The following is a 25791-nucleotide window of genomic DNA, read 5'->3' on the forward strand; positions in this document are numbered from 1 at the left end:
ATAAAATACCTATGGAAGATTTAATAATAAAGAAAAGTACGTCTGGTTTGGGCGAATTGCTTATAAAGCCAGTTGCTAAACAGTTAGCAAAAGAATTGACAATAAAAAATCATTACAGTCATAAATGGAATGACGGCAGCTTTGGGGTCTATAATTTCGGGATATTTAAAGCCGACCAACCGGATGACTGCTTAGGCGTTGCCGTTTATGGTTATATGAAAAACGTCAAAGCCCGGATATTTGAACACCCAAACCCGGCGGCGTGGATGTGTGAGTTAAACAGAATGTGGATAGCCGATGTATTGGGCAAAAATGCCGAAACTGTTTTAATATCGGCATCTATTAAGCTATTGCGCCGGATAAATAAAAATATAGTTGCGGTACAGAGCTTCGCCGATGGCCGGTTAGGCGCCGGAACAATCTACAAGGCGGCAAACTTTCAGTATTACGGCTACCACTGGACAAAGTTTGTTGTCAATCAGCGCACCGAGCAAATATTAACCAATACAACCTCGGCTACTGGTTACCTGCGTTCAAACATAGCCTATATAATAGGCGACTTAAAAACGTTTCAAGTTAAAACATACCGATATATTTACCCACTATGTAAACGGTTTAAGTTCAGCAAAAAGCCGCAACCTTACCCGCAATATGAAAAGGGTATGCACCCGACAGAATGGAATAGGGACATAGTTAAAGTAAAACAAAATATTATAGCGCTGTTGGATAAAGTACCTTATAAGTAATCCCCGGAAATGCTTATTTGAATAGGTCAGAAAAAAGATAGTTGCTTACAGGGCTTAAAAATGTGCTTAGGTGTTCAAATTTTCAGCATCTGCCATTTTTAAACCCTTTTTTATTTGCTATTTGGGATAGTTCGCACTTTAATTAAAGTACTTTTAAAGCCATTTGAAAAGGGTATTAAAACCGTTTAAAATTGGTACATTCGGTTTTGATATTTTGTTAAATTTTTGGCACATGTAGTTTTGCCGATTTTAAGCTGTTTCACCCATCAGAACAGGAATTATTATGGAGATTTTAATTACTTAAAAAATTTAAAAAGATTATTTATTTATAATATTTTTTAAATAACTTTACGGTCAGTGTTTAGTTGATAATAAAAAACTATATGAAGAAACTTGCCGTATGTTGTGTGTTTACTATAGCTGCTTGTGCTTTTGTACAGGCACAAAATCTTTCTCCCGAACAAAATCAGGCTTTAATAAAAACCAAACAGGGAAGTATTGTAGAGCTTCCCGGACTGTTATCCGAAGACTTACCTTCAATTCCCTATCATAAAATAGTATTACCCGGTCCGCAATATATTATATCCGATGATCCGGAGTATATCCGGGTTCCGGAAGGTATAGCGTTAAAAGAAGTAGTGCAACCCGGTCGTGTAAGACTGTATACTTATAATGTGAACGGAGTCAAAGAGCCAGAAAAGATGGATCGTAAAATAACCACGGTTATAAAAAATCTTGGTTCCGGCGATCTGCATATCCGTATGCTGAAATATGCTTCGCAAAAACCCAGCGCTAATTATTTTCAGATAGGCAAGCAGGGACTCGCTGATTATTTCGCATCGCAGGGTGATAAAAAAATCCGAACTGTTAAAGCGGGAGAAGCTGTTCCGCTGGATGAAAAACTGGAAAAGAACATTGTAAAATATGATGAGCTGGTACATGGATTTTATGAGTTTGTTATTGACCAGCCGGCAGAAATTTATGTGCTGCAAACCGACCCGAAAACATACGGGCCGGATGCGCTTAAAAAGAATATTTCGGTTTTGCCGCCCAAAAGTAAAAGCGGCGCCGGTCGTGGGTTGTATGGGATAAGTAATTATAAGGTTTTAACAGACAATATCCTGGATACTAAAAACGGAATCACTGCGCTTGTATTGGCGGATGGTAAAACCGATAACTGGGTAACCGGCTTCGAAGGCACTACTGGTCAGCAATCGAAACTTGTGGGCAATTACGGAGTAATGTACAACATTGAGCTGAAATGGAAGAGCAGCGATGGCAAAGGCCTGGCATTGGTAACCTGGAATGCACGTTCTGCGAATAGCCAGTGGTGTAACGGTATGGCTGCAACGATGGTAATTGATAAAGGGATTTATAATGGTGGTATTGTAAAGCTACCCTCAGATCGTTTAACAACCAAAGGTGCTCCCGAAGCGGTTGTGGTGCAAGTGTTTAAACCGGCTGGTGGTGAAGAACAGACTATTCATATAACGTATTCCCCGCCTGGAGCTTCATGTTTGCCTACACCGTTAATATTTATCCCGGTTGACCTTAAATAATCCGGGAGTTACTATCCGTTAATGAAAAAGCTGCTTACTTCTTGTGCTTTATTACTGGTAACCCGTTTAACTGTTGCCCAGCAAACCTTACTGATTGCATCCCCAAATCTGAAAACAACGGATAGTATCTGGGTTTTTAAGCCATCGATATATCGTCCAGATAAAAAATATCCTGCTGTTTTTCTGCTTCATGGGCATTCGGCTAATTATAAATCATGGAACAAACTGGCAAACCTGCAGCAGTTGGCTGATAAATACCAGTTTGTAATTATCTGCCCGGACGGGTTAAAGAAAAGCTGGTATATCAATTCTCCTAACCCTGACAGCACCCAGTATGAATCTTTTTTCATGAAAGAGCTGCTTCCAAAAGTAAAATCCACATACAGTCTGGACACTACCAGATTGTTTATTACGGGAGCCAGTATGGGTGGATATGGAGCTATGTGGCTGTTTTTGCGTCATCCGGGTGTTTTTTTAAGTGCAGGAAGCACTTCGGGCGTGCTGGATCTGCATTATTCGGCATTCAGAAAAACCACCATTGCATGGCTTTTAGGGGCATATTCAGAAAGTAATAAAGCGTTTGAAGAGTATTCGCCGGTAAACCTGCTGAAAAATATTGCCGGAATGAATAAGTGGATCATCTTTGATACGGGCACTGAAGATTATCTGTACATCACCAGCCGGAAATTCAGGGAAAAATGCGATGCCCTGAAAATCAAGGCAACCTACATTGCGCAGCCCGGTGGCCACACCGGCGGTTACTGGAGCAAATCAATTCTAAGGCATTTTGAATTTTTTGCCGAACGGGCTGCCGAAGTAACTCGCAGGTAACGGGCAATTTAAGCCTGTATCAGCAGGCGGTTTCGTACCAGCAGGCAGCCACCGATCACTCCGGCTTTCTCTCCAAGTTTTGATGTTTTTAACTGCGTATCGTTATTGACCAGGCTGAGTGAATATTTATTAATAGCACTCTTGATCGGCAAACGGATGTATTCGCCGGTGGTAGCCAGGCTGCCGCCCAGAATCACCAGTTCGGGATTAAAGATATTAATAAGCAAAGCGATACCACGGCCCAGCTTTTCGCCTACTTCGGCAATCAGCTCAATTGCCAAAACATCATCGTTCTTGGCAGCATCGATAATATCTTCCAGCGAAATGGTCTCCGGGCTTTTCTGTGATAGTAAAGAGGTTGAACCATCAAGAAGCTTTTCTTTGAGCTTACGTATCAGTGCTCTTCCCGAAGCTTCGGTTTCCAGGCATCCTTTTTTGCCGCAATGACATAATATCTCGTTATTAAATAACGGAATATGCCCAAACTCACCGGCAAAACCCGATTTGCCATAATAAACCTGGCTGTTGATCATAATGCCCATTCCCAAACCATAGTCCAGGTTCAGGAAAAGTACATTCTTTTCTTCGTTAACAATGCCGGCCATAAACTCACCATAGGCCATTGCCCTGGAGTCATTTTCAAGATAAACCCGTAAACCAAGATTCGTTTCAATAACGCGGCTAAGCGGTTCCTCATCAAAATGGAAAAAGCTGTAGCTGTAGCCGGTTGCATAATTTATCCGGCCTGACAGGTTTAAACCGACACCCAATATTTTATCCTTCGGAATCGGGGCTCCGGATATGAAATTACTGATGAGCTGGCATAACTCCTCCAACGATTCCTTATTATTACTAAGTGTATATGGGATATTATTTGCCAGCTGAACCAGGTTTTTTTGCAAATCGATAAGACCGATATTAATATGGTTCTGCTTTACATCAACACCCAGGAAAAAGCCCGACTCGGGTACAAGTCCGTATAAATTGGGTTTTCGTCCTCCGGTTGATTCTATTTTACCGTAATCCTTAACCAGGCCGTCGGCCATCAGGTCATTTAATAAGTTGTTTACCTTGGGGGCGCTCAGGTTAAGCTCTTTACACAGATCGGCTATGGTGCAACTGCCCGAATTGGCAAAATAAGCAATGATGTTTTTCTTTAGGGCCGCATTTTTATACGCAACACCCGAGATGTTTTCATTATTCAGTTCTTCAAAAAAGGTCATTAGGTATCAATTTCTACCTCTAAATATCGGTAAGCAAATCGATTTAAAAAAATTTTAACAACTAATCTTTTGATTTTATCATGCCTTAAATACGGTTATTAGTAATTTTTCATCCTTATAAAATTCCATATAAATTTATTATTTAAAAAATATTTGATAATTATTAATTTTTTTAAAAAAGTATTTATATTTACGGTATGCAAAATATTAAGCGCTCATGAAGAAACGCTATCCTTATATGCTCATAGGCATGTTGGTTATCTCTGCATCGCTTGGATGTAAAAAAAGCCGCACGGGGAACTATCGCCCTGAAATTCCGGTAATAAAAATAGATTCAACACCGTTAATTGATCTGCCGGCTTACTGGAAAAAGGATGTTAGCCGGATGGCTGGTTTTCCCAATGGTATTCAGGTATATCAGGCTAATACATTATATAGTAGTAAAAGTCTGGTAGCTTATGCTATAGTGTTTGATCCGCTGCGTGTTGAGTTTAAGCCGGTTGTTGCTCAGGAGAATAAAAAACCAAGCACTTTCTATTCGGCGGAGCCGGGCGCTTTTGCATGCATAAATGCCGGGTTTTTTGGAACCAATGCATCCTATAGCCTGGTGCTTTATAATAATGTTGTCGGCTCGGTTAACATAAAGTCCTTAACCCGGACATACAACGGAGCTAATGCTACGTATTATCCAACTCGTGGAGCATTAGGTATTACTACTGATGGAGTACCGGATATAAGCTGGATTTATCACGTCGGATCAGGCAACGGTACAATTTATGCTTACCCTGCGCCAAGTCCTAATGATGTAACTAAGGCACCACAGGCTGTGCCAACGGCTACTTTTCCGTCAGGTGGTAAAATTTGGGATGCAGTAAACGCTGTTGGAGGTTCGCCGGTATTGATAAAGAACGGTACTGTAACTATTACCGATACCGAGGAATTAATAGTGATCGATAATACCTCGTCAAGGGCCCGTTCGGCAATAGGATATACGGCAAACGGTAAGATGCTCATTGTAGCTGTAGAAGGAAATAATCCGGCAGGAGGAACAGGTTTAAACCTTTCAGAGCTTGCCCAGTTGATGAAAGATATGGGATGTGTAGGCGCTTTAAACTTAGATGGCGGTGGCTCAACTGATTTAATTATTAATGGTAAACAAACGGTACGTCCGTCTGATGGATCAGAGCGGGCAGTAATGAGTGCAGTAATACTAAAAAGTAAATAAGGATTGTGATATGACGAAGGCGAAATCGCTTAAACTAACGTGCTTAATGCTGTTGCTGCTGGCCAGTTCGTTAGCCTGTACTAAAGAAAAAGGGGCCGTTGATGGAAATAGTGCTGCGGAAGATAATTATGCCACATTTTTTGACGATGAAGTCCGACCTGCAGCGTCTCAACCCTGTTTCAGTGGTGCTTTTTACAGAAAAATAGTTTCCAGCAAAGATAAGTGGCTGGGAATAGGCGGTACAGTACGCTTACCCGATATGGTCTTTGATCAGTCACGTAAAAATCCGGCCAAACTGGGTCAGTATTTAGATAACCCGTCGGTATACCTGGGTGGAAATATGAACGGACAGGAAACCGATATCGGTTTAACCTGGGAAGTGATTAAAGATGAGCAGGGAAATGTATCGGCCGACAGGCGGGCATTCCGGCCATTTTTAAGGCGAACTGCTTATTCCGGTCAGGATGCAGCTTACCAGAATGCGCCTGCCCAAAGTGATTATTACTGGTATCCCGGCGATGAAGTGACCCTGTCTGTACGGGTAGTTGCTGATGGAAAGATCAGGTTTACGATTGATGGGGCAGGTAAGCACTTTGAAACAGATTTTGATTGTGCCGGGTTCCGGTTAAACAGCATGGGCGAATTTAAGCGGGTAAACGCTATTGACCAGGTTGCTAATGAGGGTAAACCTGCACAGCCAACAAAAACCCGTGTGGAACACGCGGTTTGGAAAGCAACAAATCTGTTTCGCCGGGAGCAGGGTAAAGTGCTCACTGTGCCGTTGCACGATAAACGGTTTACCGATATGCGATGCCCTTCGGCGGATAATTTCAGTATAACGGCAAGTAATCAGGACAAAAAAGTAGGTGGCGAGTCCATTGATATTAATGGCGCCGGATATTAAGGTTTAATAACAACGTATCATTATGATGTATTTAAAAGCGAAAGCTTTTATTGTTCCCATTCTTTTAGCAGCCGGGTTATCGTTGCAGGCTCAAACTACTAAAACTGATCTGTTGATTATTGGTGGCGGAGCAAGTGGAACAACGGCCGGTATCCAGGCATCCAGGATGGGAGTTAATACGCTCATTATTGAAGAAACGGGCTGGTTGGGCGGAATGCTAACCTCTGCCGGTGTTTCGGCCATTGACGGCGACCACCAGCTGCCTTCGGGATTATGGGCAGAGTTCCGGCAAAAATTATACGATCACTATGGTGGCCCTAAGGCTGTGGAAACAGGGTGGGTGAGTAATACGCTGTTTGAGCCTTCTTACGGAGATAAGGCATTAAAAGAGCTTGCTAAAAACGATAAACTTACCATCTGGTATCACACTGTCTGGAATACTGTGAAACGTAACGGAAATTTCTGGACAGTTACGGTGAACAAAAACGGTAAAACTGCAACCATTCAGGCACGCATGCTGATAGATGCTACCGAGCTTGGCGATGTAATGGCCGCCGCCGGAGTAAAATATAAGATCGGTATGGATAGCCGTTACGATACCGGCGAATCCTTTGCTCCCGAAAAGGCGAATAATATTATCCAGGATATGACCTATGTGGTTACCCTGAAAGATTATGGAAAGGGTGCGAATAAGACCATCCGGAAACCTAAAGGATATGATGCTTCGGAGTTTAAATGTGCCTGCGATGTTTCTGACCCATCGTTAGATGGCGGAGCGCAAAACGACTGTGACCGGATGATCACGTATGGTCGTTTACCGAATAACAAGTATATGATCAACTGGCCTAAATGCGGCAATGATATCTACCTGGATATTATTGAGAAAACACCGGCCGAGCGCAAGGCATTGCTGGAAGAAGCCAAACAACATGCCTTGAAATTTGTGTATTACCTGCAAACAGAACTGGGCTATAAAAATCTCGGGTTACCGGATGATGAATACCCGACAAAAGATAAGTTACCCATGCTGCCGTATCATCGCGAATCGCGGCGAATGGAAGGCCTGGTAACCTTAACACTGAATGATCTGGCTCAGCCATTTGATCAGAAAACGGCATTGTACCGTACCGGGATAGCTGTTGGCGATTACCCTATAGACCACCACCATCTCAAACGCCCGGATGCACCAGCTATAGACTTTGTAAAAATTAAGGTGCCATCGTACAATGTACCACTGGGCGCTTTAATTCCGGCACACACTGATGGCCTTATTGTTGCCGAAAAAAGTATCAGTGTAACCAATATAGTAAACGGCACCAGCCGGTTACAGCCTGTTGTGCTTGGTATCGGTCAGGCGGCAGGTGCCTTAGCTGCGGTAGCATTAAAAAACAATACAGAACCCGCTAAAGTAAACATCCGCGAAGTTCAGCAGGCTTTGCTGGATGCTAACGCGTATTTAATGCCGTACATAGACGTAAAACCTACAGATAAAGACTTTGAGGCTATACAGCGTATTGGTGCAACCGGTATTTTAAAGGGAACAGGTATTCCATATAAATGGGCTAATCAAACGTGGTTCTATCCGGAAAACCCGGTAAATGAGTATGATCTCGTAAACGGATTAAAGCTGTTCTATACCTTACCGGATACTATTTTTCCTTCCGGGAAACCGGTTTCTGCTGCCTTTCTTGCGAAAATAATCAGCAGTATAGATAAGCGCATTTCAGAAGAACAGGTAGTTGCAGCAGCCGGACAAGGTACAACGCCGGGACAGGCCGATGTATTGACCCGCAGAACCGTAGCAGTACTTATTGATCGGTTTCTGAACCCGTTTACCGTATCTATAGATTTTAATGGCTTAATAAATCATCAACCAAATAATCAACTCAAATCACTTAATCATTAATCGTATGTTATGCGAAAAGTAATTACAAACAGGAAAAAGTTGGCAGGTTTAGCGCTTGTCTGGCTGCTGGCCATGTGCCAGTGTTTACAGGTATCGGCACAAAGCCGGGTAGTAAAAGGTTCTGTTACAGATGCACAGGGAGAACCCTTGATTGGTGTAACTGTATTGATAAAAGGAACATCGCAGGGAGTAAGTACCGGTGCATCCGGGCGCTTCCAGATCAACCTGACATCTTCGCAGCAAACCCTGGTATTTTCATTACTTGGCTATGAAACCAAAGAAGTGAATGCCGGTACCGGAGCAGATGTAAATGTTGTGCTGAAAGAAACGGTTTCAAACCTGAATGAGGTTGTTGTTATCGGTTACGGTACAGCCAAACGTAGCGATCTTACCGGTTCTGTAGGTAGTGTAAAGATGACGGATCTGCAGAAGGCGCCGGTAAAATCATTTGATGAAGCGTTGGCCGGGCGTGTAGCCGGTGTACAGGTAACTTCATCCGAAGGTCAGCCCGGAGCATCTATCGACGTGGTTGTAAGAGGTTATAACTCGGTGACGCAGAATAATGCACCATTGTATGTTATTGATGGTTTCCCTATGGAAGATCCCAATAACAGTGTGGTAAATCCGCTGAATACCATTGACCCGAATGACATTGAATCCATCGATATATTAAAAGATGCATCGGCAACAGCCATATACGGTGCACGCGGAGCAAATGGGGTAGTAATGATCACTACTAAAAAAGGAAAATTGGGTGCCCCGGTTATTACTTATAACGGTTATTACGGGTTCCAGAACAGCAATAAGCGTATGGATGTGCTTAGTCCGTATGAATATGTAAAACTGCAATATGAGATAGATTCAACCAAAACCAAAAGTTTTTATCTGCAAAATGGACAGTTGTCACTGGATTCCTATAAAAATGTCGACGGCATTAATTGGGAAGATGAGATAACACGTACTGCTCCGATGCAGAACCATTACCTTTCGCTTGCGGGCGGTACCACTAAAACAAAATACAGCGTATCCCTTTCGCACCTTGGGCAGGATGGTATCATCATGAGTTCGGGCTATAACCGTACGCAAGGCCGGGCCAGTTTAGACCAGGAAGTGTCCAAAAGGTTAAAGGTGGGTTTCAATACAGCATATTCTGCAATGAAGATGTACGGTCAGCCAACGTCCACCTCTAACTTTAGTAATACCATTAACTTATTATATTCAGCCTGGGCATATCGTCCGGTGGCGGTATCATCGTCCGATAATTTATTAAATGAAGGTCTTGATCCGGAAGCAACAGATTATCGCTACAACCCCATACTGACTACCCAAAATGAACTCCGTGAAACTTATACCAATAGCTTTAATGCTAATGGTTATGCGGTATATGATATTACCAATGATCTGAGCCTGAAAATTCAGGGTGGCGTGAACCGTGGGTTGCGTGAATACGATGTATTTAATGGTTCGCAATCCAGATCTGCGATTTCCGGCAACTATGGCGTAGCCGGCGGAAAAACATTTTATAATTCTACTAACTGGCAAAATACCAATACCCTGACATATACTAAAACCATTAACAAGCGGCATAAAATTACTGCCTTAGGTGGTTTAACATTAGAGTCGGGCAAGAGCTCGGTTTACGGAGGTTATTCTACCGGTTTACCTAATGAAGGGTTAGGGTTGGACGGTGCAGACGAGGGCACACCATTTAGTATTACTTCTTACTCTTCAGAGTCTACTATGGTATCTTTCTTAGGCCGTGTAAATTATACATTGGATGATAAATACCTGTTTACTGTGAGTATGCGTGCCGATGGATCCTCTCGTTTCCGGGACGATAATCAATGGGGATATTTTCCATCCGGAGCATTTGCATGGCAACTTGGAAAGGAAGATTTTATGAAGAACCTGGCCTTTATATCTAACGCCAAACTACGGTTATCGTATGGTGTTACCGGCAATAACCAGATTGGTAATTATGCCACTTATCCCGGTATTGGTATATCAGGAAGTTCAGGGTATATTTTTAGCGATGGCTATGTGAGTGGCGCTTACCTGAGCTCATTGGGTAATGCAGGCCTGAAATGGGAGAGCACCGGCCAGGCTGATATAGGTTTAAACTTAGGTTTCCTGAAAGATCGTATTTCGCTGGAGGTGGATGCTTACCGGAAGAAAACGTATGATCTGTTGCTAAACGCCCAGCTATCGCCAAGTACCGGTTATCCGAATGCTACCAAAAATATCGGGAAGGTACAAAACCAGGGTCTCGAGTTTACCTTATCAACCGTACCCGTAAATGGTAAATTTAGATGGACCTCAGATTTTAATATCTCGTTTAACCGGAATAAAGTACTGGAGCTGGCCGAAAATCAAAGGTATATGTTATCGTCGCAATACTGGGGTGATGACTGGAAGACCATTTATCCGTATATCGCAGAGCTGAATCAACCGATAGCCCAGTTCTATGGCCTGATATGGGATGGCGTTTATACGTATGATGATTTTGATAAGATTGGTAATACCTATCAGCTTAAAGCTAATGTAACTACCAACGGTACTACAAACCCGAAACCCGGCGATGTTAAATACAAGGATCTGAATGGCGACAGACAGATCAATGAGGCTGATAAAGTAATTATCGGGCAGCCTTATCCAAAATATGTGGGCGGCTGGTCAAATAACTTCAGCTATAAAGGCTTTGATCTGGGTGTATTTCTGCAATGGTCGTATGGCAACGATATTATCAATGCCAACCGTATTATGCTCGAAACAGGTTCAACCTATAATACCAACCAGTTTGCCAGCTATGCTAACCGTTGGTCGCCAACTAATCAAAATTCGACCATACCGGCGGCAAAGGGTTCAATCTATAAAGCCTATTCAACACGCTTTATCGAAGACGGCTCATTCCTTCGTCTGAAAACAGTATCATTGGGATATAATTTACCCAAAACATTATTAGACAATGTAAAGGTAAAAGCTGTGCGTGTGTATGTAACGGCACAAAACCTGTATACCTGGACCAACTACTCGGGTTATGACCCGGAAGTTTCGGTGAGGAACAGTGCCTTAACACCCGGATTTGATTATTCTGCATACCCCCGGGCCCGTACACTGGTATTTGGGTTAAATGCTTCTTTCTAATACAAAAAATTACTCAAGATGAAAAAGATAGTTTATAGCATTCTCATTTCCAGCTTGTTTTTTGCCTCGTGTAAAAAATTCCTGGATACAACACCTACCGATTTTTTATCGCCTAAGAATTATTATAAAACCGAAGCGGAAGTAAAGGTTGCGCTTGCAGGAGTATATGATGTGCTGGGTAAATCTGAAACGTACGGCCGCTACCTGTTTTTTGAAATGGATGTAGCCGATGATAGTTTTATTGCCTTATCAACCTGGACACAGGACGTTGGTTTATATAATTATAGCCCTGGAGACGTAAAAATTGAAGCAACCTGGTCTACACTTTACAATGGTATTAACCGTGCTAATGTATTGCTTGAAAGCTTAAATGATTCATCCCTGCCGGAAGCTACAAAAAAGGTAGCGGAAGGGCAGGCACTTTTCCTTAGAGCTTATTATTACTTTATATTGGTAAACAACTGGGGCAATGTTCCTTTGCGGTTAACAGCAACCGCATCAACCAGCGAGGTTAACTTTCCGCGTACCCCATACAAAACCGTTTACCAGCAAATTATAAGTGATATGGAAAAAGCGGCTGATCTGGTAGATAAAACTGCTGATGGAAGTCGTGTAACACAACCCGTAGTGTGGGGAATGCTGGCCCGTGTTAATCTGAAAATGGCCGGAGCTCCATTACGGGATAAATCGCGTTATGCAGAAGCTGCCAAATGGGCAAAGAAGGTAATGGATGAAAGCGGAAGCAAATTAAATGCTGATTATACTGAAGTATTTAAAAATCTATGCAGGGATGTATTTGAACCTAAGGAGGTATTGTGGGAAGTATCATTTGGAAATTATAATAGTTCACAGGTAGAGGAAGGTGCTGTAGGAGGAATTAATGGTATCGGAACATCAAACCTGACGATAGGATATAGTTATGGAGCTAAGCATACGGTTAAAAGCTATTATGATTCCTTTGAAACCGGCGATTTACGCCGTGACTGGAATATCAATACGTATTATTATACCAGCGCTACCGATGCAACAAAAATAGCCTATTCTCCAACCGCTATTTATAATCGCTGCGATGCCAAATTCAGGCGGGAGTATGAGCTTGCCAGTAGCGGAAAGTTTACCAATACAACCGCTATTGATTTCCCGTTATTGCGTTACGCTGATGTGTTATTGATGTACGCCGAAGCCGAAAACGAAGTGAATGGCCCGGCCAATGCATATAACGCAATAAACCAGGTGCGCAGAAGAGCCTTTGGCTTACCAGTAGATGCAACATCGGCAGTGGATCTGCAAGGCTTGGATCAGGATGGTTTCCGCAATGCGGTAAGGGCCGAACGTTCCAAAGAGCTGGGATATGAAGGTTTACGCCGTTTTGACCTGGTACGCTGGGGACAGTTTGTGCCGGCAATGAAAGCCGTTGCTAACGAAATGGTTAACGCAACCGGCTATACGTATGGAGCCAGGTCAGGTCAGAATGTAACGGCTAAGGATACCTTGTTTGCCATACCTTCGTCAGAAATGGCACTTAATAAAGAAATGGTACAAAATCCAGGGTGGTAAAAACTAAACTTTGTTATTATGAACTCATTAAAATATATCATTGGTATAGCAGCCATACTCTCGTTTTCCTATTGCCGGAAAGATGTGGTTGAGGAACCATCGTTTAACGTAACAACAGATAAAACAGAATATCATGTTGGCGATTCGGTAACGTTTAAATTTTCAGGTTATGCCGATGTAATCGGCTTTTACTCCGGCGAGACCGGTAAAGAATACCGTTATAAAGATCGCACTGAAGTTACAGATAGTAAGTTATTGCTGAATATCTCAACACAGGTGTTATATGCTTCGCAGGCTAATAACCTTCATCTCATGTATTCGACCGATTTTAACGGGAAATATACCGTTGATGGCTTGCAGACTGCTACCTGGACAGAGATCACAGACCGGTTCACCTTATCTACTGCTGCGGCCAATGGTGTAGGTACGGTAACGCCTTCGGGCGATGTAGACCTCTCGGATCTGCCGGTATCGGGCAAACCGATATATTTCGCCTGGAAATACACCGCTCAGGCAAGTGCCACCGCAGCATTAGGCGGCCGTACCTGGCGCATTCCGGTATTTAACCTGACCAGTAAAACCGCCGGCGGTTCAACAGCTACGCTGGCTACCGTTACCACAGCCGGGTGGATTGCAATTGACGTATTGAACACCGCCAATAAATGGACTATACAGTCTACAACGCCGTATTTGTATTTTGCCCCGGCAGGTACACTCAATGCTTCCGAAGATTGGGTAATAACAGGTATGTTCTTCCCTAATAAGGTTACACCCGACGTTGGTGCAGGAATAAAAACTTACCTGGATACCATGAAAGATTATAAGTATGCGTTTAACCAGGCTGGTACCTATACCGTAACGTTTGTGGCTAACAATGCCAATAACAACGGCCAGAAAACAGTAGTAAAACAGCTTACGCTAACTATACAATAATTTGATGCTTAAGCGTTCAGACAGTCTTGATGCATTACGCGGAATAGCCATCCTGCTCATGGTACTTTCAGGAAGTGTTGCCTTTGGCATTTTGCCTGCCTGGATGTACCATGCACAGGTTCCGCCGCCTTACCACGTGTTTAAGCCCGATTTACCCGGCATAACCTGGGTAGATTTAGTATTCCCATTCTTTTTGTTCACTATGGGAGCTGCTTTTCCGCTGGCGCTGAAAAAGAAAACAGAAACACAACCGGCGGGGCAGGTATTATGGCATATTGTTCAGCGATATTTGTTGCTGGTATTTTTTGCCATATTTACCATGCATGCACGTGCCTGGGTAATGGCCGATAAACCCGGGCCCGAAGACCAGTGGTTGTCGGCGAGTGGTTTTATTATGCTGTTCCTTGTTTTTACTGCATGGAAACCTTTGCTGGGTAACAAGCTGGCATTGTTTCTGAGAGTGTTGGGATTTCTGCTGGCCGGACTGTTTTTAACGGTTTACCCGTTTAAGGATGGCGGATTTAACATTAACCGGTCGGATATCATTATCATCGTATTGGCTAACATGGCCTTGTTTGGCTCGCTCATCTGGTGGGCAACAAAAAATAAACCACTTTGGCGTATAGCGATACTACCCTTTATTATGGCTATTTTTCTTGCCGGAAAAGAAGCCGGAAGCTGGAATGCCGCTCTATTCAATTGGTCGCCGGTGCCATTTATGTATAAATTTTATTACCTCAAATATTTATTTATTGTATTACCCGGTACGCTGGCTGGCGAATGGCTGTATGCCCATGCATCAGAAACCAGGCTGCATGCAGACAATCAACCGAGTACAAAAGGTTTTCCCATCATCCTGTTAAGCTGGGCGCTGCTTATTTCAAACCTGGTATACCTGTTTGAGCGCTGGCTATTGGTCAACTTATTTTTATCCCTCGTATTATGCGGTGTATTATATATTCAGGGCAGAAAGTTGGGTAGAACAGCTATTTACCTGCAACGGTTTGTGCATGCAGGAATTTACCTGCTGCTGTTGGGTTTATTCTTTGAAGCGTACGAAGGCGGGATTAAAAAAGACTATTCCACCTATAGTTATTACTTTGTTACCAGTGGATTAGCGTTCTTAGTGCTGCTGTCTTTTATACTTGCAGAGCAGGCGGGGTATTTAAAACATTTTTTTAGATTCCTGGCCGGTAATGGCCGTAACCCGATGATTGCTTATACTGCCGGTAACCTATTGCTTATTCCGCTCATGAAATTAAGTCACACAGAGCAATGGCTCGACGCCATGAGTTCATCGCCGGTAAGCGGATTTTTAAGAGGCATTGTATTCACCTGTATCGTGTCGCTGATAACCCTTGCCTGTACCAAAAAGAAACTGTTCTGGAAAACCTGATATATTTTTAGAAACCACACATTACATGACCCTGAGTTATATTGATATTGCTATCATTTTCGCCTACATCATTGGCATTCTGTTATTGGGATTTTACATTTCGCGTAAAGCCTCAAAAGACCTGCAGTCTTATTTCCTTGGCGGAAATAAGATGAAATGGTACTACCTGGGGCTAAGCAACGCCTCAGGCATGTTTGATACCTCCGGCACCATGTGGACGGTAAGCATCCTGTTTATTTATGGTTTGAAAAGTGCCTGGATACCCTGGCTTTGGCCGGTGTGGAACCAGGTATTTATTTTCGTATATCTGGCTATCTGGATGCGCCGTTCCGGTGTGATGACCGGGGCGCAGTGGATAACCTTCCGCTTTGGCGATGGCCGGGGCGCCAAGCTGTCGCATATCATTATCGTGATTTTCGCGGTAATCAGTGTGATCGGTTTTATTGCGTATTTCTTTGAAGGAATTGGTAAGTATTGCACCTCCATTCTCCCGTGGGATCTATCGCTCAATATTGCAGGCTGGCAGCTGTCATCCGAAAAGGTGTATGCCCTGATCGTTTGCCTGCTTACTACGCTTTATACCGTAAAAGGCGGCATGTACAGTGTGGTAGCTACCGAAGTGCTGCAGTTCATCATCATGACCATTTCCTGCTTTGCCATCGGGTACATTGCCTATACATCGGTTACCGCCGAGCAGATACATGCTGCAGTTCCGGCAGGATGGAGCGAGCTGTTGTTCAACTGGAAGCTCAACCTCGACTGGAGTACAACCTCGCTTCCCAATGTGAATGATAAAATTGCTGCGGACGGGTTTGGTCTTTTTGGAGCTTTGTTTATGATGATGCTGTTTAAGGGAATCTTTGCATCCATTGCCGGTCCGGTTCCCAGTTACGATATGCAGCGGGTGTTATCGGCCCGTACGCCTTCCGAAGCGGCAAAAATGAGTTTCAGTACCATCTTTGTGATGTACATTCCCCGTTACCTGATGGTAGCTTCGTTCGCGGTGCTTGGCCTGGTATACCTGGGGCCTGAAATGGGTAAAATGGGCAGCAATATCGACTTTGAAAAAGTATTGCCATTATCCATCAATCGCTTCATACCCGTAGGGTTAAAAGGCCTGGTGCTCGCCGGATTCCTCTCGGCATTTATGGGCACATTTTCTGCCTTTGTAAATGCGGCGCCCGCTTACATTGTAAACGATATTTATAAAAAATACATTAACCCGCATGCTCCGAACAAAAAATATATCCGGTTAAGCGTTATCTCATCCGTTTTACTGGTACTGGTAGGTATTGTGTTCGGGTTCAATGCGGCTTCGTTAAACAAGCTCACCTTGTGGCTAACATCGGCGCTCTACGGCGGATATGTAGCAGCCAACGTGCTGAAATGGGTATGGTGGCGCTTTACCGGTAACGGATACTTCTGGGGGATGCTGTTTGGATTGATTGCATCAACCGCCAAGCTGTTTTTCTTCCCCGGTATTGTAGATATTTATGTATTCCCTGTTATCCTCCTGATTTCCCTTGCCGGCTGTATCATCGGTACGTATGTGGAACCCTTGCCTAACCGCGAAGCCGTAAAAGATTTTTACCGGAAAACCCGTCCATGGGGATTCTGGGGGCCAATTAAGGCCGAAGTAATGGCCGAAGATCCGTCATTTATCCCCAATAAAGATTTTAAGCGGGATATGAGCAATATCATTGCCGGTATTATCTGGCAAATGGCGCAAGTAGTCATTCCGATCTATTTCATGATCCGTGAGAATGCACAGCTGATGATCTGGGCAATTGTGTTGGTGCTGACCAGTGCCTGGCTTAAAAAATTCTGGTGGGACAAGCTGAAGGAAGCGGACGCTTAAAAGTTGAAAGTAGATGAAGTACTATAAAATTAACCTGTTATTGTTGTTCCTGGGTCTTTCATCGGCTTACGGACAAAATGTAGCCATCGACAGCAGTTACGCTAACAGCCATTATAAGCAACGGCTTGATTTTTTCCGGCAAATGCCCAATCAGAAAAAAGAGATCGTTTTTCTGGGTAACAGCATTACCGAAGGCGGTAAATGGCAGGAACTGGTGCCGCTTAAGCATGTAATAAACCGCGGAATCAGCGGCGACGTTACGTATGGCGTAATAGCTCGCCTGGATGAGGTGCTGGCTTCAAAGCCTGCTAAAATATTCCTGTTAATCGGTGTTAATGATATGAAACGGGGTATCCCGAACGAAATTATAGCAGCCAATTATTTGCGTATCATCAAGATCGTTCAGTCGCAATCGCCCCGTACTAAGCTCTTTATGCAAAGCGTACTTCCGGTAAATCAGGCCATGCTTCCGGCATCGTATGCCCAGGTAACCAATGAGAAGATCAACGATCTGAATAACCGGTTAAAACTGCTTTGCGATACCTACAAGCTTAAGTATATTGATTTACACCCGGCTTTTGAGAACGCTCAGGGCGAAATGCGGAAAGAGCTAACGCTCGATGGCTTGCATCTTCGTTCCGCATCCTATATCCTTTGGGCCGATTATCTCCGGAAAATTCATGCTATTTAAAATGAAAGCAGCAAACAGATCCATCCTTGTTTTTCTTCTGGCAGGTAGCCTGACGCAGCTTGACGCACAAACCGTCACTAAAATAGATAGTAATTACGCCAACTATTATTATCAACAACGGGTAGAGTATTTTAACAAGATGCCTCACCAAAAAAACGAAGTTGTTTTTCTCGGCAACAGCATTACTGAGCGTGGCGAATGGCAGGAGATCCTTTCGGGATATAAATATCCTATAGTAAATCGTGGCGTTGGTGGCGATAACTCCTTTGGCATACTGGCCCGTATGGACGAGATTCTGGCAGCCAAACCGAGGGCAATATTCCTGATGGATGGTATTAACGATCAGTTCAGAAAATTGCCCTACGACGTTAGTATCAACAACTATAAACGGATCATTGAAAAAATAAAACGCCAGTCGCCTGAGACTAAAATTTATATCGAAAGCGCATTACCCATCAACGAGGATATGACTAAAGAGCCATACACTAAAGGCCGTAATGTGCTGGTTCCCGGCTTAAACGAACGTATCAGGCAATTGGCAGAGCAGGAACATATCACTTTTATTGACATCTGCCCCTTGTTCCAGGATGAGCAGGGAAAGCTTAAAAAAGAAGTGACGCCTGATGGCGTTCACCTGGTTCCTTCGGCATACATTACCTGGGTTGAATTCCTGAAAAACAAACATTATTTATAGAAACTGATGAAGATAACCGGAACATTTATAGACGAGATTTCACACGATATACCGCACCAAAATTGGGGTGCAAAAGAGTGGGACCGGGATTTTGCGCACATGCAGGCAATCGGCATCGATACCGTTATTCTCATCCGCAGCGGCTATCGCCGGTTTATTACCTATCCGTCGGCCTACCTGCAAAAACAATTTGGCTGTTACGAGCCGCCCGTTGATCTGGTAGCGCTTTTTCTACAACTGGCAGATAAATACGGTATGAAATTCTATTTCGGCTTGTACGACAGCGGCCATTACTGGGATACCGGGAATCTGCAAAATGAAATTGATTCCAATCGCTATGTTATCGATGAAGTATGGAAGCAATACGGACATTACAAAAGCTTTGGCGGCTGGTACCTCAGCATGGAGATTAGCAGGCGTACAAAAGGAGCAACCGAAGCTTTCAGGACGCTGGGCGAGCAGTGTAAAGGAGTAAGCGGAGGGTTGCCCACCTTAATATCGCCCTGGATAGATGGTAAAAAGGCCGTGATGGCAGCCTCGGGTCAGCTTACCAAAGAGGACGCGGTTTCCATACAGGAGCATGAAAAGGAGTGGAGCGAAATATTCAGCGGCATTCAGGGTGCTGTAGACGCCGTTGCCTTCCAGGATGGTCATATCGATTACCATGAACTGGATGATTTTTTTGCCGTGAACAAGCAAATGGCCGATCGCTATGGTCTTCAATGCTGGACCAACGCCGAATCCTTCGACCGGGATATGCCCATTAAATTCCTGCCCATCAAATTTGAAAAACTACGGCTCAAGCTCGAAGCAGCCCGCCGTGCGGGGTACGATAAAGCGATAACCTTTGAATTTTCGCACTTCATGAGTCCACAGTCTGCTTACCTGCAGGCCGGCCACCTGTACAATCGCTACCGCGAATACATAGATACCTTATAAGAACATTAAAACCGGAGATGAAATACGACGAGATATACAAAAAAGAGTTACTGGAAAGTGTGATCCCCTTTTGGGAGAAAAATAGCATTGATAAAGAAAAGGGTGGTTTTGTTACCTGCCTTGACCGCGAAGGAAATGTGTTTGATACCGATAAATTCATGTGGCTGCAAGGACGCCAGGTGTGGACATTCGCTATGCTGTACAACCAGGTGGAGGCCCGCGAGCAATGGCTTAATATCGCGGAGCATGGAGCAACTTTTATGAAAGAATACGGTCGCGATGAGTATGGCGACTGGTATTTTTCGCTTACGCGGGATGGTAGCCCGTTGGTACAACCCTACAATATCTTCTCAGATTGCTTTGCCGCGATGGGCTTTGGCGCTTTGTACAAGGCAAACCCCAAAGATGAATATGCTGATATTGCCCGTACAACATTTGAGCGTATCCTCGCCCGCCGCGATAACCCCAAAGGAAAATACAACAAGGCATATCCCGGTACACGTTCGCTGAAGAATTTTGCGCTGCCTATGATCTTGAGTAATCTTTCGCTCGAAATTGAGCATATTCTGGATAAGCAGCTGGTTGATGATCTGCTGCACAATGTTATCCACGAAGTGATGGATGTGTTTTATCATCCCGAGAGCGGTTTGATACTGGAAAATGTAAACCTTGACGGAAGTTTTTCCGATACCTTCGATGGGCGTTTGCTCAACCCGGGCCACACTATCGAGGCCATGTGGTTTATCATGGACTTGGCTGTACGCATCAACGATAAAGCACTTCTAGATAAAACCATACAAATTGCATTAAATGCCCTGGAAAAAGGCTGGGATAAAATACATGGTGGCATTCTTTATTTCCTGGATATTAAGGATAAACCACCCCTGCAGCTGGAATGGGATCAGAAACTCTGGTGGGTACATGCCGAAGCATTGGTTTGTATGGCTAAAGCCTGGCAGTTAACCGGGAATATGCAGTGTTATCAATGGTTTGAGAAACTACACGAATATACCTGGAATCATTTCAGGGATGAGCAGTTTGGCGAATGGTTTGGTTACCTGAACCGGCAGGGGCAGCCTTTGCTAACATTGAAAGGTGGTAAGTGGAAGGGATGTTTCCATGTTCCACGGGCCTTGTACCAGGTATGGAAAACGCTGGAAAACAAAGCTGTGCCGTTGAATAATGTTCAGGCGGTTTAATTGCAGCTTAGAACATTATATTATCCGTAGAGTTCCAAAGGACTCTGCGGATTTAGGTGTAAGAGCCTGTTTATGAAATTTCAAGGCCCTAACTATACTTACCTGCTGCCAAATAACTAAACATGCAATAGTGTAAGCTGTTTTTCTGCCACGGCAAGCAGTTCTTCCAGTTCATGAGTAAGTTGCTGGGTGCCATCTGCTATAGTTTGTGATAGTACAGGCTGATGCTCCAGCTTAATTTCAAGCTCCCGGAAACCGGCTGCCAAATCCTTGTATCCGGCCTGGGCAATACGTCCGGCAAGACGGTGCATTAATAAGGAACATTCCGGGGCATTTTTATCAGCAAGTGCTTTTTGCAGGGAGGCAATATCAGCATAACAATCTTCAATGAACGATTGTAAAATAATAAGCAGTTGCTCATTGTCGCCCATCGTCATCTTTTCAAAAGCCTGTATGCTGAACAGCTCATCGGGGTTGTCTGTCTGGGCATAATTGTTAAGCAATTGAATAAGGTCCGCTTCTTTGAACGGTTTGAGTAGAAGTCCGTCAAAACCTTGCTGTAAAATAGCTTCGCGTTCATCTGGCAAAGCCTGGGCGGTGAGCGCTACAATTTTTACATCAGCAGGAATTTGGGCCCGGAGCGCTTTATTCAATTCTGTTCCGCTTATTCCCGGCATGCGCATATCCATTAATACCAGTTTAACAGCATTGTCCCAGGGGGCGGCCAATAGTGCATTTCCATCAGCGAAAGCTTCAAAGTTAACCTGGTATTTTTCCAGTATAGAGGCGCATAACTGTAAGATAAAACGGTCGTCATCTACCACCCAAACTTTATGTTGAAACTGGTTTTGCTGCACTGAACTGCTTGTATCTGCCACAGGCTCGTGTGATATGGGGAATGCCAGGTGTACGGTAAAAACCGAGCCATGCTTAGGGCGGCTGTTAACCTGTATTGTTCCCTGCTGACCTTCAACCAGCGATTGCACTATAGCCAGTCCAAGTCCGGTGCCGCTGGTTGTAGTGGTATCGACACGCTCAAACGGGTGGAAAATACGCTTCAGGTCTTTTTCTTCAATACCGGGGCCGGTATCGGTAACCCTGAAAGAAAAGTCGGCCGAATCTCCTGTTTGTTTAGCCATGGCAGACAGCGTAACCTGGCCTTTCTCTGTAAATTTTATAGCATTTCCGGTCAGGTTAAATAAAACCTGTTTCAGCCGGAAGGCATCGCCGTAGAGAACGGAGCATGCGGCAGGAATAGTTGTTTTTAGCGTAAATGCCAGCGATTTTTTTTCTGCCTGCGGACGCAGCACGGCTACAATTTCCTGTAAAAGCAGGTTAATATCAAAGGCTTTGGGAGTGAACGTAAACTTACCGGAAATAATGCGGCTGTAATCGAGCACCTCGTTAGCAATGTGCAGCAAGTGGTTTGACGATTGGTAAATGGCATCAATGTTATCCCGCTGCGGGTGCTTCTGGTTGTGGATAAGCTCGGCATAGCCGATGATGGATTGCAGCGGAGTGCGAATTTCATGGCTCATGTTGGAGAGGAAACGCTGTTTGGCGGCCGCGTGATACTCTGCTTCTTCCTTTGCCTGTTCTAACTGTTTGCGGTAGAGGTTGCTCCGCGAAATATCCGTAAGGATAAAATAAATCAATGCAGCCATCATAACCAGGAACAGGATGGCAATAAAACTGATGCGCTCAACACTGTCGTTCACCACAGATTTAGCCTGGGCGTTATTGCGTTCCATCTGGTAAACCACTTCCTTCTGCACTTCCTGCAATAATGTGAGCATTTGTCCGGTAAGCTCATTGCTGACATTAGCTAAAGCGATTTCGCGGTTAATAAACTGGTTTCGCCTTAAATTCTGGTCATGCTGAAGCTGATTGACCAACTGTTCAATCTTATGGGTAAAACTATCCTGCTGGGCACGGGTCAGTGTATCAACCGTCAGGTTTATTTCTTCGCGTACAATCTGCTTTTTTAGTGAATCGGGAACAGCGGTTTTCTTCTTACCGAATATTTTCTCAAACAGGCTCCGGGTATCTGTTTCTCTGGTTGGAATAATGGTAGTGGTTGATGTTTTATGCTCAACGGTAGAGACGGTGCTGTCAATTTGGGCCGAGCCTTGCGCTATTAATCCCGAAAGCGATTTAACCTGGTCTGAAAACACCTGACTGTTTACCAGACCTTGGCGCACCTTGAGATAATTCGTGAAAAGGCGGTCGCGTTCGGTCAAAATGATCTTCATGGAATCAATGCGCCCGGCCTGCTGTGTGTTGTTTTTATATAAATCGCTGAGCGAATCCAACGTAAGCTGCAACGATTCCGACTCCTTGATAAAAGCTTTATAGGAGCCTTTTTTATTCAGTACCTGTGCCCGTTGCAATTGGTCAAGCCGGGTAAGGTCACTTGATATCTTGTTAACTAAACGCAGTTTTTCGTTAGGCGTAGAGATATTTTCAACCGTACTCAGCACTTTTTGAAATGTTCGCCGGCTTATCACTACAGCCAGCACCAAAGCCGTAACACTCACTACAAAGGCAATAATAACTTTGCCTTTTGCCAAACGTACAAGCGGTTTTTTATAACTCATGCTGGTGCTAAGTCAAAAGTAAAAATTCAAAATTAAAAACCTGTAATAGCCTTATAATCAATAATGTAAAATATATTTATGTGTCGGTTTATAGTTGGCATGATGCTGGTTCTAATCGTGTAAGCAGCTTTTGTAAATATTTTTAAAACATACAAGTTTTACCATCGCCAAAACAAAATTGTCAAAAATAAGGCCTAAGTTTACAAGCCTTTTCTGCAAGAATATACAGCTTTACAGTATCGACAACCAATATATCTATCAGGAACTAACAAATATACAACGTGAAAATCAGTATCAGTATTTTATCTGCTGTGTTATCCCTTGCGGGGTTGTGAGGATTAAGCTTGCAATGACCATCAAATAACAGACAGGTTTTAAATAGATAGACAAAGTAATCATAAATGGAATTTTCACCATTCAACAATGTTGTTAAGCGCTGTCTTCAGGGTATGGACATGGAAGAAAAAGGCAAGCCTGAAGAAGCAAGCAGACTATTTCTGCAAGGTTGGAACGAAGCGACAAACGACTTTGAAAAATTCCTTACAGCTTATTATGTGGCCCGACATCAAAAAACAGTCTCCGATAAATTAAAATGGCTCGAAACGGCTTTGGAGTATGCTTTAAAAATAAATGATGATACTGTTAAGAGCGCTTTCCCTTCGCTTTATTTAAACATTGCCAAATGCTATGAAGATTTATGTGATACAGAAAAATCAAAAGAGAATGCTGAATTAGCAATTTTGTTTAAGGATAACCCTTCCGACAAAGGCCCTTTTTACCATGGCACGAAAGCAGATTTGCAGGTTGGCGATTTACTGACAGCAGGGGGTAACTCCAATTATAAATCTGGATTGAAAATGAATCATATTTATTTCACAGCTCTGGTTCGTGGAGCAGGGCTTGCTGCTGCATTAGCGAAGGGTGACGGACCTGAACGTGTATATATTGTTGAGCCGACTGGAAATTATGAAAATGACCCAAACGTTACAGACAAAAAATTTCCCGGCAACCCAACTCGTTCCTATCGCTCCCAGGCACCATTGAAAATCGTTGGAGAAGTAACAGATTGGGTTAGACCCGCTCCAGAAGAGCTTCAAAAATTCCGTGAAAAATTAGCGAACAACAAAGGAGAAATAATTAATTAGTCTCAGAGAGTCAATCACCACAAAACTGTCTGATGGGAAATTGTTGTAAACAGGTTAATCCAAAATATCTAACTCGACGGGATTTATAATCCAGAACAAAGGAGTAATCGGTTTTCTCAGCTTACGCTTTATGCGATACAATCGCAGTATTCATGCATCCGCGTTATAAACGCGGACGATACCCAGAGCTGATTTTTCGGGTACTCACATCCTCATCCTGGCAAGCGGCGCTGCATCCTGCCCGGTAAAATCTCCCGCGAGGTATTTGTAATAACCGGCAATAGCAATCATGGCCGCGTTATCAGTACAATACTCAAATTTAGGAATGAATACTTTCCAGCCCCGTTGTGCAGCAGTTTCGGTAAGAGCAGTACGCAAACCTGAATTGGCAGAAACACCACCGGCAATGGCTACCTGGTCAATGTTATGATCGCGGGCAGCTTTAATTACTTTGTTGAGCAGAATAGTAACAATACGGTGCTGTACCGATGCACAGATATCAGCCATATTATTTTTCACAAAGTCCTCGTCCACTTTGCGTTTATCACGGATAAAATACAGGATAGCCGTTTTTAAGCCGCTAAAGCTGAAATCGTAACCCGGTATCTGTGGTTCGGGAAATGCGAACGTTGGATTGCCTTCGCGGGCGTATTTGTCAATGAGCGGACCTCCGGGATAGGGCAGCTCCAGGATTTTGGCTGTTTTATCGAAGGCTTCGCCTGCGGCATCATCGTTGGTTTGTCCCACAACTTCCATATCGAAATAATCTTTTACCAGCACAATCTGGGTATGTCCGCCAGAAACCGTCAGGCATAAAAACGGGAACTCAGGTTTATTATCGTCAATAAAATGAGCCAGGATATGCGCCTGCATGTGGTTTATATCAATGAGCGGTAAATTGCGGGCTAAAGCGAACGATTTGGCAAAAGCAGTACCTACAATGAGCGAGCCCAGTAATCCCGGACCACGGGTAAATGCCACGGCATCAATGTCTTTTTTGTGAATACCGGCGGTAGCTATGGCCGTTTCAACAACCGGAATAATATTCTGCTGGTGCGCCCGCGAAGCCAGTTCAGGCACTACGCCGCCATATTTTTCATGAATAGTTTGGTTTGCAATAATATTAGACCCTATTTTGCCGTCTATACAAACAGCGGCCGAAGTTTCGTCGCAGGATGACTCAATGCCAAGGATTATAGCCAATTTTGTTGGTTGATTTAATACGGATATTTAACTTCGCAAAG

19 protein-coding genes are annotated in these 25791 nt (G+C 43.8%); 16 read left to right on the plus strand and 3 right to left on the minus strand.

Annotated features, from left to right (window positions below; genetic code table 11):
- The first annotated feature begins 11 nt into the window (after positions 1–11).
- The 3 genes from FW774_RS17395 to FW774_RS17405 all read left to right on the plus strand — a co-directional run bounded on the left by FW774_RS17395 (position 12) and on the right by FW774_RS17405 (position 3136).
- A complete protein-coding gene (locus FW774_RS17395; RefSeq protein WP_149349496.1) occupies positions 12–746 on the plus strand; it encodes a hypothetical protein in 735 nt (244 codons plus the stop codon).
- Between the two features lie 383 nt (positions 747–1129).
- Complete coding sequence (locus FW774_RS17400; RefSeq protein WP_149349497.1) at positions 1130–2305, plus strand: copper amine oxidase; 1176 nt, start codon at positions 1130–1132, stop codon at positions 2303–2305.
- Positions 2306–2326: 21 nt separating this feature from the next.
- Positions 2327–3136: an alpha/beta hydrolase gene (locus FW774_RS17405; RefSeq protein ID WP_149349498.1), complete on the plus strand. Its 810-nt coding sequence runs from the start codon at positions 2327–2329 to the stop codon at positions 3134–3136.
- A gap of 8 nt (positions 3137–3144) precedes the next feature.
- Here FW774_RS17405 and FW774_RS17410 read toward each other — a convergent pair whose 3' ends face one another.
- A complete protein-coding gene (locus FW774_RS17410; RefSeq protein ID WP_149349499.1) occupies positions 3145–4359 on the minus strand; it encodes an ROK family transcriptional regulator in 1215 nt (404 codons plus the stop codon).
- Between the two features lie 217 nt (positions 4360–4576).
- Between FW774_RS17410 and FW774_RS17415 the strand changes: the two genes are divergently transcribed.
- From FW774_RS17415 to FW774_RS17470, 12 genes are read left to right on the plus strand one after another with little or no spacing between them, the layout of a single operon-like run.
- On the plus strand, positions 4577–5584 hold the full coding sequence (locus tag FW774_RS17415) for a phosphodiester glycosidase family protein (RefSeq protein ID WP_149349500.1): 1008 nt from the start codon (positions 4577–4579) through the stop codon (positions 5582–5584).
- Between the two features lie 10 nt (positions 5585–5594).
- Positions 5595–6488, plus strand: a complete 894-nt coding sequence (locus tag FW774_RS17420) for a hypothetical protein (RefSeq protein ID WP_187774938.1) — start codon at positions 5595–5597, stop codon at positions 6486–6488.
- Positions 6489–6510: 22 nt separating this feature from the next.
- Positions 6511–8394, plus strand: coding sequence for an FAD-dependent oxidoreductase (locus FW774_RS17425; protein ID WP_187774939.1), 1884 nt, complete (start codon positions 6511–6513; stop codon positions 8392–8394).
- Positions 8395–8403: 9 nt separating this feature from the next.
- A complete protein-coding gene (locus FW774_RS17430; protein ID WP_149349501.1) occupies positions 8404–11538 on the plus strand; it encodes a SusC/RagA family TonB-linked outer membrane protein in 3135 nt (1044 codons plus the stop codon).
- An 18-nt stretch (positions 11539–11556) separates the two neighbouring features.
- Positions 11557–13095, plus strand: coding sequence for a RagB/SusD family nutrient uptake outer membrane protein (locus FW774_RS17435; protein WP_149349502.1), 1539 nt, complete (start codon positions 11557–11559; stop codon positions 13093–13095).
- Between the two features lie 18 nt (positions 13096–13113).
- Complete coding sequence (locus FW774_RS17440) at positions 13114–14028, plus strand: DUF5017 domain-containing protein (RefSeq protein ID WP_149349503.1); 915 nt, start codon at positions 13114–13116, stop codon at positions 14026–14028.
- 4 nt (positions 14029–14032) lie between these two features.
- Positions 14033–15424 carry a DUF5009 domain-containing protein gene (locus FW774_RS17445; RefSeq protein ID WP_187774940.1) on the plus strand — a complete coding sequence of 464 codons (1392 nt, stop codon included), beginning with the start codon at positions 14033–14035 and terminating at the stop codon, positions 15422–15424.
- Positions 15425–15449: 25 nt separating this feature from the next.
- Positions 15450–17282, plus strand: a complete 1833-nt coding sequence (locus tag FW774_RS17450) for a sodium:solute symporter family protein (protein ID WP_149349505.1) — start codon at positions 15450–15452, stop codon at positions 17280–17282.
- Positions 17283–17295: 13 nt separating this feature from the next.
- Positions 17296–17973, plus strand: a complete 678-nt coding sequence (locus FW774_RS17455; protein WP_149349506.1) for a GDSL-type esterase/lipase family protein — start codon at positions 17296–17298, stop codon at positions 17971–17973.
- A gap of 1 nt (position 17974) precedes the next feature.
- Entirely contained in the window at positions 17975–18667 is a 693-nt protein-coding gene (locus tag FW774_RS17460) for a GDSL-type esterase/lipase family protein (RefSeq protein ID WP_149349507.1), read from the plus strand.
- A gap of 6 nt (positions 18668–18673) precedes the next feature.
- Positions 18674–19606, plus strand: a complete 933-nt coding sequence (locus FW774_RS17465) for a DUF4434 domain-containing protein (RefSeq protein ID WP_149349508.1) — start codon at positions 18674–18676, stop codon at positions 19604–19606.
- A gap of 17 nt (positions 19607–19623) precedes the next feature.
- The gene (locus tag FW774_RS17470; protein WP_149349509.1) at positions 19624–20805 is read left to right on the plus strand and encodes an AGE family epimerase/isomerase; all 1182 of its coding nucleotides are present in this window, start codon (positions 19624–19626) and stop codon (positions 20803–20805) included.
- Between the two features lie 116 nt (positions 20806–20921).
- Here the strand turns inward: FW774_RS17470 and FW774_RS17475 are convergent, their stop codons facing one another.
- Positions 20922–23402 (minus strand): hybrid sensor histidine kinase/response regulator, encoded by a 2481-nt coding sequence (locus tag FW774_RS17475; protein ID WP_149349510.1) that lies wholly within the window; start codon positions 23400–23402, stop codon positions 20922–20924.
- Between the two features lie 737 nt (positions 23403–24139).
- Here FW774_RS17475 and arr point away from each other — a divergent pair.
- The gene (gene arr / locus FW774_RS20940; protein ID WP_410522747.1) at positions 24140–24547 is read left to right on the plus strand and encodes an NAD(+)--rifampin ADP-ribosyltransferase; all 408 of its coding nucleotides are present in this window, start codon (positions 24140–24142) and stop codon (positions 24545–24547) included.
- 204 nt (positions 24548–24751) lie between these two features.
- On the opposite strand, the gene tsaD is transcribed toward arr, so the two are convergent.
- Positions 24752–25750, minus strand: coding sequence for a tRNA (adenosine(37)-N6)-threonylcarbamoyltransferase complex transferase subunit TsaD (gene tsaD, locus FW774_RS17485; protein WP_149349512.1), 999 nt, complete (start codon positions 25748–25750; stop codon positions 24752–24754).
- Positions 25751–25791: the final 41 nt, after the last annotated feature.

This window comes from Pedobacter sp. BS3 (assembly GCF_008274585.1).
Taxonomy (GTDB): Bacteria; Bacteroidota; Bacteroidia; order Sphingobacteriales; family Sphingobacteriaceae; genus Hufsiella_A.